11 protein-coding genes and 1 pseudogene are annotated in these 13,373 nt (G+C 62.6%); 1 reads left to right on the top strand and 11 read right to left on the bottom strand.

Annotation, left to right across the window (positions count from 1 at the left end; translation table 11 throughout):
• Nucleotides 1–72: 72 nt before the first annotated feature.
• Entirely contained in the window at nt 73–1,005 is a 933-nt protein-coding gene (locus DM995_RS07305; RefSeq protein ID WP_116968990.1) for a LysR family transcriptional regulator, read from the top strand.
• A gap of 323 nt (nt 1,006–1,328) precedes the next feature.
• Here DM995_RS07305 and DM995_RS07295 read toward each other — a convergent pair whose 3' ends face one another.
• The 11 genes and pseudogenes from DM995_RS07295 to DM995_RS07240 all read right to left on the bottom strand — a co-directional run bounded on the left by DM995_RS07295 (nt 1,329) and on the right by DM995_RS07240 (nt 13,345).
• Nucleotides 1,329–1,556: a DUF2274 domain-containing protein gene (locus DM995_RS07295; RefSeq protein WP_116968989.1), complete on the bottom strand. Its 228-nt coding sequence runs from the start codon at nt 1,554–1,556 to the stop codon at nt 1,329–1,331.
• On the bottom strand, nt 1,553–2,770 hold the full coding sequence (locus DM995_RS07290; protein ID WP_232824161.1) for a TraB/TrbI/VirB10 family type IV secretion system protein: 1,218 nt from the start codon (nt 2,768–2,770) through the stop codon (nt 1,553–1,555). The genes DM995_RS07295 and DM995_RS07290 overlap by 4 nt, the downstream gene beginning before the upstream one ends.
• Nucleotides 2,767–3,417, bottom strand: a pseudogene (gene trbG, locus DM995_RS07285) (P-type conjugative transfer protein TrbG); the annotation flags it as partial. The gene DM995_RS07290 and the pseudogene trbG, both read right to left, overlap by 4 nt.
• Entirely contained in the window at nt 3,411–4,196 is a 786-nt protein-coding gene (locus tag DM995_RS22875; protein WP_157973120.1) for a Flp pilus assembly complex ATPase component TadA, read from the bottom strand. The pseudogene trbG and the gene DM995_RS22875, both read right to left, overlap by 7 nt.
• A gap of 599 nt (nt 4,197–4,795) precedes the next feature.
• Nucleotides 4,796–5,710 (bottom strand): DMT family transporter, encoded by a 915-nt coding sequence (locus DM995_RS07275; protein WP_116968987.1) that lies wholly within the window; start codon nt 5,708–5,710, stop codon nt 4,796–4,798.
• Nucleotides 5,711–5,832: 122 nt separating this feature from the next.
• The gene (locus tag DM995_RS07270; protein ID WP_116968986.1) at nt 5,833–6,255 is read right to left on the bottom strand and encodes a ribbon-helix-helix domain-containing protein; all 423 of its coding nucleotides are present in this window, start codon (nt 6,253–6,255) and stop codon (nt 5,833–5,835) included.
• A 536-nt stretch (nt 6,256–6,791) separates the two neighbouring features.
• Nucleotides 6,792–7,274, bottom strand: a complete 483-nt coding sequence (locus tag DM995_RS07260; RefSeq protein WP_116968985.1) for a DoxX family membrane protein — start codon at nt 7,272–7,274, stop codon at nt 6,792–6,794.
• Nucleotides 7,271–7,909 (bottom strand): TetR/AcrR family transcriptional regulator, encoded by a 639-nt coding sequence (locus DM995_RS07255; protein WP_157973119.1) that lies wholly within the window; start codon nt 7,907–7,909, stop codon nt 7,271–7,273. The genes DM995_RS07260 and DM995_RS07255 overlap by 4 nt, the downstream gene beginning before the upstream one ends.
• A 701-nt stretch (nt 7,910–8,610) precedes the next feature.
• Entirely contained in the window at nt 8,611–9,189 is a 579-nt protein-coding gene (locus tag DM995_RS07250; RefSeq protein WP_116970360.1) for a YdeI/OmpD-associated family protein, read from the bottom strand.
• On the bottom strand, nt 9,186–12,278 hold the full coding sequence (locus tag DM995_RS07245) for an efflux RND transporter permease subunit (RefSeq protein ID WP_116968983.1): 3,093 nt from the start codon (nt 12,276–12,278) through the stop codon (nt 9,186–9,188). Before DM995_RS07245 ends, DM995_RS07250 begins: the two co-directional genes overlap by 4 nt.
• On the bottom strand, nt 12,275–13,345 hold the full coding sequence (locus tag DM995_RS07240; RefSeq protein ID WP_116968982.1) for an efflux RND transporter periplasmic adaptor subunit: 1,071 nt from the start codon (nt 13,343–13,345) through the stop codon (nt 12,275–12,277). The genes DM995_RS07245 and DM995_RS07240 overlap by 4 nt, the downstream gene beginning before the upstream one ends.
• Nucleotides 13,346–13,373 lie beyond the last annotated feature (28 nt).

Here is a 13,373-nt window from a genome sequence, read left to right as displayed (position 1 = left end):
TTCCCAAATAGAGCGTGAAGATTATGACGAAGCTAACGAAGAAATTTTCTGAACTTTTCCAAGATTAACTTTATGTCTTTTGATATTCGTCAGCTACGCTACGCCATTTTTGCTGCAGATCACGGCAGCTTTTATCGCGCGGCTCGAGCGCTAAACATCGAGCAATCCACGCTTAGTCGCGCGATCCTGCGTCTTGAACGGACCTTGGGTGCAGAGTTGTTCATCCGGTCGCGGGCAGGGGTTAGCCCGACCGACGCCGGCCTGCACTTCCTGCGCGGCGCGAGGACAATGCTGGCAAGCGCGGACCGGATGGTAGAAGTGAGTCGAGCGGTTGGTTTGGGCAAGGCCGGCGTCCTTACGATCGGCTTCAACAGTTCGGTATCGGCCGGCCATTTGCGTGCGACATTGATCGAAGCGCAGAAAGTGAGCCCCGATCTCGTCATCGAAGGAATGGAGGCCGATCGAAATACGCTGTTCGCAGGGTTGGACAGTAACGCTGTCGATATTGCGATTTTGTTGGGAGAGGTCGAACGATGCGAGTATCTTCACGCGACGTTCTGGAGTGAACGCGTCTTTGTGGCGCTTGCTTCCGATCATCTGCTAGCTGCGCGCGACATCGTCCACTGGACCGACCTTCGCGACCAACGGTTTGTTTTACCTGCGGCTGACCCAGGGCCTGACATTCGCGACATGCTGCTTGGTCGGCTCTGGAAGTCGGGCGCGGATACGAGCATCGCTTTGCATGCCGTTAGCCGCGAAGCCGTCTTGAGCATGATCGGTGAAACTGACTTCCTCTCCATCGTTTGCGAAGGATCGACCGGCACCCAGTTTCCGAAGCTGGTCTATCGACCCGTCCATGGCGAACAAGGTCCTGCGCTGATTACCTATTCCGGATATTGGCGCGAGAATAACGGCAACCCTGCACTCAAGCGGTTTCTCGATCTTGTGCGAAGGCGGTACGCGCTTTCGTTCGGGCACAGGGGCGAGGAAGACGGGTCACAATAGCTTCCGGAGAACAGATGATGACACGCTCTATGCTCCTTGCGATCATAATCGCTTCGCTGATCGGGTTCCTTGGCGGTTTTTTTATGTTGCGGCCCATTCTCCTGCCGGTGCAACCGTCGACCTCGGCTCTGGCTTCCGAAACAAACATTCAGGAGGCACGGGGTGTGGAGTATTTCGTTGCGCATGTTGACGAAGCCCGCAGAATCGTCGCCGGCTGTCGTGAAGGGACGGTGCGGGGCGTAGAATGCACGAATGCAGGGAGAGCCCTGACAACGGTCGAATCTAGGGAACGTTTCCGGCGCTTTCGCGAAGACCGCTGAACCTCAACCGTCGCTGCGGCTTCGCCGCCCTCGCACGAATCCCCGGTCGCTCGCCATGAATCGGGCTAGCATGGGCGCGATCAGCTTCTCAGGCGTCACTGCCTCGCTGCCCGTCTCGGCCGCAAGCGCAGTGGCATAGGCAGTGAGATCGCGGTGGATGTTTGCCGGCAACTCTACCGTCAATTTCACTGGCCGGTCATCGGCCAATGGCCCCAGCTTCAGTTTCGTCACCGTTGTCCTCCGATCGGCTCGAGTATGAAATCACGCGTGATGAACACGCGCAGCGGATGTCCCGGCCGAATAGTTAGCGTCGGCTGTACGTTAAGCTCACGCCCCACGATCTGCTGCCCGGCCAGGTTAATGGTGTCCTGCGGACCGCGCCGAAGTGCGCGGATCAGGTCATCCTCGCTGTCTGCGCCTAACTCCACACCGACGCCAAGCAGCGTCGAGATCGCAGCCGCCTTGAGCAGATTGCCCCAATGCTGGTTCACGCGGTCCTGCAGCCCTGCGAACCCGGCGCCGTCCGCACCGGGTTGGCGCTCGAGGATGATCGATCGGCCATCGGGCAGGATAAGCCTGTCCCAAGCGAGCAGCACGCGAGTCTGCCCGGCAGCGACCTCACTGTCATACTCGCCGATCAGTCTCGCGCCCTGCGGAATGAGCAGGATGCGCCCTGTGGCGCTGTCATAGACGTTGGCCGTCACCTGTGCGGTGATCTGGCCGTGCAGGTCCGAACGAATGCCGGTGATGAGCGCGGCCGAGATGATGCTGCCTGCCTGAACGATGTTCGGAGATGTCGGTGCCACGAGCCGCTCGGCGCTGACGGTGCGCTGGCTGGGCCCTTGCGCCAAGAAGGCCCGTTTGGCGGCCTGGTCGCTCTGCACTGCCGCTGCCTGCTGCGGCTGCTGAGCGGTTGGATCGGGCAACGCAAGTATCGGTGTGGCGGCGGCTCTCCCAGCAGTGGCAGAACTGCCGCCGAGGAACACGCCGCTCATGCGGGCGGCGTCTCGCTCCTGTTGCACACGTTGACGCGCCGCCTCGTCCGCCTGGACGCGCGGGTCGGGCTGCGCTGGCTGCGCGCCAACCGGCGGCAGCGGCACATTATCGCCCCGCTGCTGTGCGGAAACGATCGGGCCGCCCAGATCCCCGGGCAGCGGCGGCCCCAGCTTCGGCACCTGCGCATGATCGCGGGGTCCGGAGGTGATGTTTTCTGCGGTCGCGTTGCTCTCGGTGTTGTACAGTTCCCGAGCAGCCTTCTCGCCCGCCGGTTGGAGCGCATAGATCAGCGATCCGCCGATACCGAGGCCGGCAACGACGCCGATGACGGCGAGCGCCTTGCGCGACAGGCGCATGACGCGCGGCGGGTCGCCGCGAAGCTGAAAAGCCTGAGGATCGGAGCGCGGTACGGTCGGCTGAGTGGCCGTTGCTTCATCAGACCCGCTCACGGCCGCCCCCGGCGACGCCCATTGCCTTCCTCGGTGTCGCGGATGATCCGCACGCGCTGCTCGCTGCGGCGGTCGCCCAGGCGCAGTTCGGCGGCGGCGAACAGACGATCGACCACCATGTAGCGGCCTTGGACGCGGTAATTGACCAGCTCGGCATCGCCGGCCGGGCCGATCACGAACAGCGGCGGCATTTCGCCCTGCACGATCCTTGCCGGAAACTCCACGAACACCTGCCTGCCATCATCGAACGCACGAACCGGACGCTACGGCGCGCGGTCGCCATGGATGCTGTAGCGGAAATTGAGCGCGGACAGATCCAGACCTGCTGCGACCGGCGCGGCGGCTGTGGCCGCGGCATTGGCGTTGCGAAGCGCAATCAGTTGGTCCTGCGGATAGGTCCACGACACCGACGCCATGTAGGTCGAGAGGGTCGCCCGCAGCTCGACATGATAGGTACGACGGTCGGTATTGATGACGAGGTTGGTAGCGAGGTCGGGCCGGGTCGGCTTTACAAGAATATGCACGCGCGCCGTTGGGCCATTGCCGCTGATGGTGTCGCCCATGATCCAGCGCACGGTATCACCGGCCGCAACCGGCCCCGGCCCGACCAGCTGCTCGCCCTCCTGCAAGGCGATGTCCGTCACCTGTTCGAGGCGTCGCTGTCGAGCAACGTGCTCGCCTCGTTGGTCATCACCTCCTTCAAGATGGCGGCGACCGACTTGCGCTTGGCGAACCATTGGCGACGGATGCGGGTCAGCAGCTTGGTCGCGTCGGTCTTGTCGAGCATGATCGCGCGGGTGGACCAGCAATATTTGAAGGCGAGACGGTTCAGCTCATCGAGCAGGCCTGGAAAGGTGACGCTCGGGAATCCCGTGATGGTCAGCGTGCGGAGGTGATGGTCGCCGAGCTTCGGTTCGAGTCCGCCGATCAGCGGCTCGTCGGCCAGCAGCGCATCCAAATACATCGGCGTCTCGGGCACGCGGACGCGCTGACGGCGGGTCGAGATCGTGCTGTGCAGGTAGGTCAGCGTCTCGGCGTCGTCGAGCCAGCGGACCTCGGGGACGAAGCCTTCGACTAGACTGAGCACGCGGTCGGTCCGATCGGTGACGGGCGGCAGCAGCCCCTCGAACCGCTCCCCGCCCTCCGGCAGCTCGGCTGAGACGCGCGGGGATTTGGTATGAACCTCGACAGCGACATGGTGTGCGACCAGTCGGACGATGCGCTCACCGTCCGCCGCGCTCAGCAGTTCCCCAGTGTCACTGATGCCTTCACCGATTCGATCGAGCCACACCCGGTCGTCCGGATTCAACATCACCTCAATTATGGCGGGGTCGTCGAGCCATGCAGCAATCGACGGCCCCAGCGCCGTGCGCAACATCCGCTCCCCGCGTAATCTGGCCTCGGAACGGATCGGATGAACAGTCAAGGCGCTGGCCCCTTTGGTGGACCGGACGAACCGCCGCCCGGCTGTCGGGGCACAGCAAGAGACGCAGAAATGCTATCGTCGCAACAACGAGTTATCGGCGTAGTAAAGGGGACGTTAGATACGATGTCGTCGGCATTGCCGCCGCATAAGTCACGGAAGGAGAAATTTGTCGGGGTAGCGTCTTGTGCGAATCACTGGGCGGCTGGAACCTCGTCGATTGCGGACGGACTGTTTCTTACTTTTTTGCGGATAACGAGCGATCACCCGCGTCGCTCTGCTTCTCCAGTCGACCACAACGAGGTCGACGACTATTGAGCCGGTTTCGCGCCGGCAAATAATCGTTTGCGTAACCGCCTCACCTTCCAAGACCTCGAAAAGTTCGAAGCGAAGATCGGGCTCACGCAGCCGATGGCACAGTTGTCGCGTAGTGCAGCTCGCCCATGAACCACCCATCAGACTTTCGCTATCGCTCGATAACCGTCGACTAACTGAATGCTACTTCATCGACATAGTGCGGAATGATATGATCGAGGTCACGTGAGTTTCACGCGTCACACCAGTCTACGGCAGGCGCACGCAATTCCGAACTCCTTTCGGTATTATGGCCTGCTCCCTGTAAGTGCGAGAATCACTGCCAGCCCAACCAGCAGCAATCCGATGACCTCGTGCGACCTCAAACGCTCGCGTAGTACGAAATGGGCAAATGCAAGCGTGAAGACAACTTCAACCTGACCGACGATGCGCACAAGTGCCACCGGAGCGGTGGCAAAACCCGTGAACCAGCACGCTGACCCCACTGCTGCGAGAACGCCTACGAGTGAAGACGATCGCCACGTCTTGACGACTTTTCGAAGGGTTGCCGGGTCGCGGGCCATGAGCCACGCGCCGTGCATCGCTGTCTGGAAGACCATAACCGTTGTGAGCGTAACGAGCGCGGCAGCCACGGGATCCGTGCCCGGCAACAATTCGGTCGCGTGCTTAACAAGGACCCCGGTGAGAGCGAATAACGAGCCAGCCAATATACCGTACAAGGCCCCCCGCTTGCCGAGGCTCGCAAACACATTGCTCTGCTTCGCGCCGCCAAGCGCCAGTGAAAGAACGCCAGTAACCCCGATCAAAACCCCGACCCAGGCGATCGGTGAGAGCCTTTCATCCAAGACGAGAAAGCTGAAGATCGCCGCCTGAAGTGCTTCTGTCTTGGAAAACGCTGTCCCCGCCACGAAGCCGCGGCCGTCGAAGCCCATGATGAGCAGCGCGGTTGCAAGTACCTGCGCGAGGCCGCCCGCCATCGATAGCGCAAGAAAGCTTGGAGGCAGCGCCGAAACAAGAAGGCCCTCGACGTACATGTAGAGCGCCGTCATCGCAGCGGCTATCGGTGCTCCGTATACGTAACGCACGAAGCCGGCTCCGCTGACAGAAAGCTGACTGCGCAGCCGTTGTTGGAGCGCAGTCCGCCATGCTTGAAAGAGGCCGGCCAGAAGCGCAGCGGGAAGCCATATGTCCGAGCTGATCACATCGCTTTGTGTTCGTGCTCGTCCACTATGTCCACAGCGATGTTCGGAAAACGGCGTGTCTGATGGATGAATGGGAGATCCGAATAGTCTTCGGCAGCCGACATTAGTCTGAAATGCGCCTACTATTCTGGGGGTGGCGACTTCGGCCAAACATCCCGCGGTATTTCGTCGATCAGACTCTTGCCGCTGGCGAACCGTCGCCCGAGCGTCTCAACGAACCCTTCATAGCGCTTCCGTCCTTTCACCTGCGCAGCGGCTTGGTCCTCCTCGGGCAGCGGCGGTGTAACGGACAGCCAAAAGCGCACGAATAGTGTCAGCGCCTCGGTCGTCAATCCGGTGTTGCGTTCGAGCCGCTGGACTTGGCGCGACAGACGGTCGAGTCGCCTCGCGAATGCTGCCTCCATGCGATCGGCACCGTCCGGCGACAGGTAGGACGCCACCGCCGCTTCCACGATTGCGGAGCGCGATATGCGCCGCCGGATCGCCAGCTCGTCCACCTGCTTGGCGAGCGTCGGCGGGAAATAGACGTTGAGCCTTGTTCGCATGGGTAATCTCCTAGAGCTGGATGCCGTCGCCGGGGTCGAGCGAAGCCTGCCGCGCGATCCGCCGTGTCTGTCGGCTCACGGCCGCCTGCCGCGCTGCATCGTTTTGTCCGTCGTCCACGATGGAAAACTCTTGTGCGAGCGACGCAGTCTTCTCAGGTGCGATAGCAACGTGCTGGGGTAGCTCGGGCTCGCGGCGCAGCCCGCCGTTGGCGGCGTCTTCCTGAGCCTTGACGATCTTGGCGATGTCAGCCGGGTTGGCGGAGGCAGCGCACCCGGTCCAGTCGTCGTGGGATATCTCTCCGTCGGATCACCACTGCGACGGAGCGACCCCCTGAAAACTCGCGAGATCCACAACGCGCGATCACCTGCCATTGCGCCTCGACGTCCGAAGCTTCCCCATGCGGCGGCGTAAACCCGCTTCAGGCGGAAGCACTCAATTGTCGCATCGCTGCCGGTACCGGCCTCCCCTCGAAAGACGCTGTTTCGTGCCGGCGCCATCATCCGGCAAAGCTGGCCTTGACCGAAGCTCGTCGTCCTCAATGGCGTCCTGTCCGACCATAAGGCTGGCTTGACGAGAATGGCGCATCGAGGAACTCGATCATGCCGGAACGAAAACTGCTCGCGTCGGTGCCGAAAGCTATGAGAACGAACGCTGCCGCCAGCGAGACGTTCTTCAGGAACTCCCAGAACTTCGAAAGGTTAGCGCTCTCGGTCCAGAAACGAAGGCCGCTTCCTACCCAGAAGCGCTTGTAGAGAAGCGCCGTCATGACACAGAACGCTGCCAGCCCAAGCGCCGACAGCCGATCCGCCACGCCTGTCAAGATTCCGAGTGAGCAGACGACCTTGAGGGCGATGGCCGAGACCGTCATAGCTGCCGAACCTTCGGCGCCGACGCCCACAGACGCTGCATGTTCTCGAGCGCCCCGGAAGTCAGCGACCATGTGGGCGACGCTGAATGAGACGAAAAGCGCGACAAGCGCTGCACGCAACACGAAGACGGCGGCCACATCCCACGTCATGTTTGTCCGTCCTTCCCCTGTCTGACGTGGACGTCCGATGCGAGGACAGCGTCGCGCTTTAAGGCAATCTCATGGATTAGCGCCTCGTAGGATTCGCCCGATCGGGCTCGCACGGCCTGTGCCGTCATGAAGTCGAGAAGGAGTTTGGCGCGGCTCAACGGCGGCGGTAACCGCGAAAGCACCCCACCTTCCTCCTCAAGGGCGAAGCGCTGCGCCAGGCGTGCCTCCAGCGCCTCGAATGACGCCATGACCTTGAGTCGGATCGACAAGTTGTCCGCCGCGCTCGTCACCGCGCAGCATGCAATCAAGCAGCCCCGCGGCCCGCCGTCCTGAGTGTTGTTGCGGGCAGAGGTCGTCAAGAAAGCTTCGACCGCTGCGCCTATATCGGCCTGGGCTTCGAAAGCAGTTATCGCCTCGTGGGTGACACGCGCTTCATACGCGTCGACCGCCGCCAAAAACAAATCCTCCTTCCCATCGAAGGTCCGGTAGAGCCCTGGCCTGGAGACGTTCGTTGCCGCGACGAGCAGGTCGATCGACGACGCCTCGTAACCGTGGCGCCAAAAGACGCCGGCCGCGCGTAAGGCCGCCTCGCTTCGATCGATTTCGACGGGTCGTCCGCGCTTTGCTGCCTTCACCGAATGCTTCCCGCCAGCCGACCCTGCGACGATCACGGCTGCAGCTGTCGATTTCTGTAACCGATCAGTCCGAAAATCAACATGAATGTTTTGCGGCCTGCAATTCTGCGAGTGCTCACCAATTAGCGTGCCGCATTCGCGCCTGCGTGCCGGCGGCACCCTTTGCAAAGCGAGGACGCGGTCATTAGGTCAGCCGGCTGTGCGTCGGGCTTTGGCGAAGCAGCGATCGGTGCCGATGAATCGCTGCAAGCATCGGCACGATCAGCTCGGCGGGCTCGATCCGCGCCGCCTTCGGCAAGCAGGCGGCCATAATCGATCAGGTCGTGTAGCGAATAAACTCATGAGCCTTTGTCGGAGGATAGTTTCGCATGGCTCGGCGCGAAACCCATGGGGTGAGGAGCTTGATGGCGCCTGTGCGTCCAGTCCCATTGCGTCGCTTGCAATTGAGAACGATAGATACCGATAGGGAAAGTTCCTTCGGATCGGCGTGCGGCAATTTCCGGCTGTGGCTTGGGAATCGGCGGACATGAAAGCTAGGCCGGCAGCACCGATTGTGTCCGCAAGCGGCCAGACGGATGCAACCGGCAGTGTTATAGCCCGGGCATGAGCACGCGACGCGAAGAGCAAGACAGGACGGAAATTAGCCGCGGGCCGCAGGTAGTCGCCGTCTATGGTACGATTTGGCGCTTCAGACCGATGCCTTACATATTCGGCATCTTGCGCCCGTCCGTGCAGAGGTCGACCAACGTTTGGATACGTCGTGCCCTAGTTTCCGGCGCTACTGCGCCTGCGATCCACCGAAGAATGTTTCGGCGATAGGAGGGTGCAGCCGCCTCCCACCAGGCGCGAGCTTGCGGATGCACATTCAGCAACGCGACAAGGTCGGGCGGTTCAATGACCGCATCCACATAGGCGTGGGCGTTCCACAAGCCCGCCGCCCTTGATCGCGCGATCGCGGCTCGGCCAGGCTCCGCCATCCGACCATCAATTTCAAGTTGGGCGGCCCTTGCCTTGTAAGTCGCGGTCCATATCTCTGCGCGGCGGGGCGAGATGAGCTGCATGGTTCGATCGGCATCCAGTTTGCGGCGGATGCCGTCGACCCAGCCGAAACACAGCAGTTCGTCGAGCACATCGAACCGCGAGACATAGCTGCGTGTCACATGCTTCTTGAAGGTGACGAGCCAGACGCTTTCATTGTGCGCGTGATTTTCGGCCAGCCAGTCGCGCAGTTCGCCGACGGCGGTGATCTGAAGCCGTTCGAACCGGTCGTCAGCAATCATGCCGGTTCCGGGGCGGCCTGGCCACCCGGCGGCGTCTCTTCCCATCCCGCACGTAGCCAGATGGCATAGAGCGCAGGCAAGAAGAACAAAGTGAGCGCGGTTCCGATAAGAGTGCCACCGATCAGGACGATCGCCAGCGGTCCCCAGAAACTTGAGAGCGTGAGCGGCAGAAAGGCGAGGACGGCTGCGAGCGCTGTCAGGATCACGGGCCGCGCGCGGCGCACCGTCGCCTCGATTGCCGCGGGCCCGATGGCGAGACCGCGCGCGCGCTCCTCATCAATCTGGCCGACCAGGATCAGTGTGTTGCGCATCAGGATACCTGCTAGGCCGATCAGCCCCAAAATGGCGTTGAACCCGAATGGTGCGCCCGTCAGCAGAAGCGCAGGCACTGCACCTATGAGGCCAAGTGGCGCAGTCGCAAAGACAAGGCCGGTCATGCGGAACGATCGGGTCTGGAACATGATGACGGTCAGCATCAGCGCGACCATGATCGGGAAAATCGGTGCCAGCGCGGCGTTTGCCTTGTTTGATTCCTCGACCGCTCCGCCGGGCGTGATTGCATAGCCTGCTGGCAAGGCTTCGATCAGCGCGGTGAGTTTCGGGACGATCGCGGCGGTGACATCGGGCGGCTGTGCTCCGTCGGCTGTGTCGGCACGAACGGTGATCGTCGGGATACGGTCGCGGCGCAGCAGGATAGGTTCTTCGTACACCGGGACCAGGTCGGCAACGGCGGACAGCGGGACGGCTGCACCGGCAGCGTTGAAAAGGATTAGATCGCCGACGCCAGAAATCGATCCTCGCTCGGCTGAAGGTGTCCGCACCACGACATCGACGGTGCGATCTCCGATCCTTGCCTGGCTGACCACTGTGCCGGATACCAGCGTCGCCACCTGACGGGAGACCAGCGCCGGATCGAGACCCATGAGCCGCAACCTCTGCTGGTCAAAGCGCAGGCGCAATGTCGGTGCCCGCTCGCCCCAGTCGAAATTCACACCGCGCGCCAGCGGCTCGGCGCGGACGATCTCGGCAACTTGGTTGGCGATGCCGCGCAGTCTTTGCGGGTCGGGGCCACTGACGCGAAACGTGACCGGATAAGGCACCGGCGGACCAAACAGCAGTGTGACCGTGCGAATGCGCGCTTCGGGATACGCTCCGTTCGCGATCTTCGCCTCGATTGCCGCCCTTAGCGCATCGCGCGCTGCGGCATCCTCGGTTTGCACGACGATCTTTGCGAACGAGGGGTCAGGCAGCTCCGGATTGAGCGCGAGGAAGAAGCGAGGGGCCCCAGCCCCGACGAAGGTGTCGACCGACTGCGCTTCTTCGCGTGCGGCAAGGTCTCGGCCGACCCGCTGCGCCACTCGTTCCGTCGTCCCTATGCTCGTGCCTTTGGGCATATAGACTTCGACAAGCAGCTCGGGCCTGTCGGACGAGGGAAAGAATTGCTTTGGAACGGCGACGCCAAGCAAAACGCCTGCGAGCAAAAACGCAGCGATTGTTACGATGGAGACTGTCTTTCGCCGCACGACGCACCATTCGACCATGCTCCGCAGCCTGCGATAGCGCGGTGTCGCATAGATCGCCTCGTGACCGCCAAGAACCGGCGCGATCTGTGGCAGCAGGCGCACCCCGAGATAGGGCGTGAAGTAGACTGCCACGAACCACGAGACGACCAGCGCAAAGCCGACGATCCAGAAGATGTTCCCGGCATATTCCCCCGCGCTCGACGGTGCGAACCCGACCGGCAGAAATCCGATGATCGTGACCAGCGTGCCAGCCAGCATCGGCGCTGCTGTTGCACCCCAGGCGAACGTCGCCGCCTCGATGCGGTTCAGCCCTTCCTCCATCTTCACCACCATCATCTCGATGGCGATGATCGCGTCATCGACCAGCAGACCCAGCGAAAGGATCAACGCGCCGAGCGTGATGCGATCGAAGTCACGGCCGGTGACGAGCATGATGACGAACACGACCGCAAGCGTCAGCGGTACGGCGGCAGCGACGACAATACCGACCCGAACGCCCAAAGCCATAAGGCTCACGACCATGACGACCGCAAGGGCGACGGCAAACTTCAGCATGAACTCGCCATAAGCCTCGGCGATGTTGCGCGCCTGATCGGAGACTTGGGTTAGCGACAGGCCCAACGGCAGTTCGCTCTGAATCGCTTCTGTGACTTCGCCCAGATCGTCGCCGAGCTGGCTACCGTTCCAGCGCTCGCGCATTACGACGCCGAGCATGACGGCGGGCTCGGTCTTGTGGCGCACGAGATAGGAAGCCGGTTCTTCGTATCCGCGGCGGACCTCGGCAATGTCGCCAAGCGTGAACGATCGTCCGTCTGCCGCGATCGGCGTGTCTCGCACTCGGTCAAGGTCGTCGAACCCGCTTTCCGGCCTTAGGGTGACAGTCTGTGCGCCGGTTTGCACTTCGCCAACCGCTTCGACGGAATTCTGGGTCGAAAGCGCAGACAGGACGGCTTCGGGCCCGATGCCGAGCGTCGCCAGTCGCCGGTAGGAGAGTTCGACATAGATCCGCTGCGGTTGTTCACCGATCAGCCGGACCTTCTTGACGCCGGGCACGGCAAGAATGCGGGTGCGGATTGCCTCAGCCTCGACCACAAGCTGACGCTGTGGGACGTTTTTCCCGGTAAGGGCGAAGAGCGCGAAATAGAGATCCGAATATTCGTCGTTGACCAGCGGGCCGATCACGCCGCGCGGAAGGTTGGCTGCCTCGTCCTGCATTTTCTTGCGGATCTGGTAGAACTCGGCTTCGACAGCGTTCGGCGGCGTGGTGTCACGCAGGCTGACGGTCATGCTGACGACGCCGGGGCGCGCCTGAGTTTCTACCCGGTCGTAAAAGCGCAGTTCCTGAAGCCGCTTTTCGAGCCGGTCTGCCACCTGGTCCTGCATTTCCTGCGCCGTGGCACCGGGCCAGATTGCGGTGACGGTCGCCACCTTGACGGTGAAGCTGGGGTCCTCCGCTCGTCCGAGCTGTAGAAAGGCAAACACGCCCGCCAGCACACAAGCGATCAGCAGATACAGGGTGACCGATTGTTCCTTGACCGCGATGGCCGAAAGGTTGGGGCCCTTCACCGCGTGCCGCCTTCGACGCGGACCCGCTGGCCATCGCGAAGCAGATGTGCGCCCATCGCGACGATCCGCTCGCCGCTCGCAAGGTTGAGGTTCGCAATCAAGGCGGTCTCATCCAGCAGCCGAACGAGCCGCACATGACGTTTGCGGACGATCCCGTCCCTCCCAACGATCCAGACCGCTGGCCCTTTGCCATCGTCATTCAGAGCCGAGAGCGGGACTGCGATCTGATTTGCGCCGTTCTCGCTTCTCAGCGCGATGGTGACCGTCGAACCCAGCGGAAGTTGCGACGGTGGCGCATCGAGGGTGTAGCGCGCAGCGAAGGTCCGCGTCACCGGATCGGCGCTGCCAGCGACTTCCCGCAGCCGCGCCGCGACCGGTTGTCCGCCGACCAGCAATGTCGCAGTTGCTTGCTTCGGCAGGCTGGCCAGCATCGGTTCGGGCACGGCGACTGCAGCTTCACGCGCGCCGCTACGACCGAGCCTGACCACCGGCGCGCCAGCGGCCACCACTTGGCCAGGCTGTGCAAGTACGTCGATCACGACGCCGTCGGCATCGGCAGTGAGCACGCTATAGCTGCGCTGGTTCGAGGCCTCGGACGCCGCCGCCTGAGCGGCACTGAGGTTGGCCGCAGCGGCGCGGCGAGCAGCCAGGGCCGCTTCGTAGGCGCTGCGCGACGTCGCGCCGCCTTCGACCAGATCGCGCAAACGGGTTTCCTCTGCGCGGGCGCGCTCGTCTTCCGCTCTGGCGGCCGCGAGGCGATCGCTCGCGGCCCGCGCGGACAGCGCCAGGTCACTGGCATCGACACGCATGAGCGGCTGGCCCTGACGTACGACCGTGCCGGGGTCGACGAGTCGCGCGACGATCTTGCCAGGAACCCGGAAACCGAGGTCCGATTCGATGCGGGACCGAACGGTTCCGGTGAGACGCGCCTGGACCCCTCCGCTCGCCGCTTCCGGCACAATTGTGCGGACCAGCGGCGCCTGCGGTGACGCTTCACTCTCGGCGCAGGCTCCGAGCGTCAATGAGGAAGCCAGCAGCAGCGGCACGAGAAAAGTTCGAAGCTTCATGACACCCCCGGATCTGCCGATGCGCCGG

The organism is Blastomonas sp. UPD001, from assembly GCF_003426715.1.
GTDB lineage: Bacteria > Pseudomonadota > Alphaproteobacteria > Sphingomonadales > Sphingomonadaceae > Blastomonas.
Note: the sequence above shows the minus strand (reverse complement) of the source record. Positions and strands in the feature narration are given on the sequence as shown.

Bases quoted from the DNA above. Each gene is read 5' to 3' on its own strand.
- DM995_RS07305 (WP_116968990.1), top strand. From the start codon at position 73: ATGTCTTTTGATATTCGTCAGCTACGCTACGCCATTTTTGCTGCAGAT.
- DM995_RS07270 (WP_116968986.1), bottom strand. From the start codon at position 6,255: ATGCGAACAAGGCTCAACGTCTATTTCCCGCCGACGCTCGCCAAGCAG.
- DM995_RS07260 (WP_116968985.1), bottom strand. From the start codon at position 7,274: ATGACGTGGGATGTGGCCGCCGTCTTCGTGTTGCGTGCAGCGCTTGTC.
- DM995_RS07250 (WP_116970360.1), bottom strand. From the start codon at position 9,189: ATGATTGCTGACGACCGGTTCGAACGGCTTCAGATCACCGCCGTCGGC.
- DM995_RS07240 (WP_116968982.1), bottom strand. From the start codon at position 13,345: ATGAAGCTTCGAACTTTTCTCGTGCCGCTGCTGCTGGCTTCCTCATTG.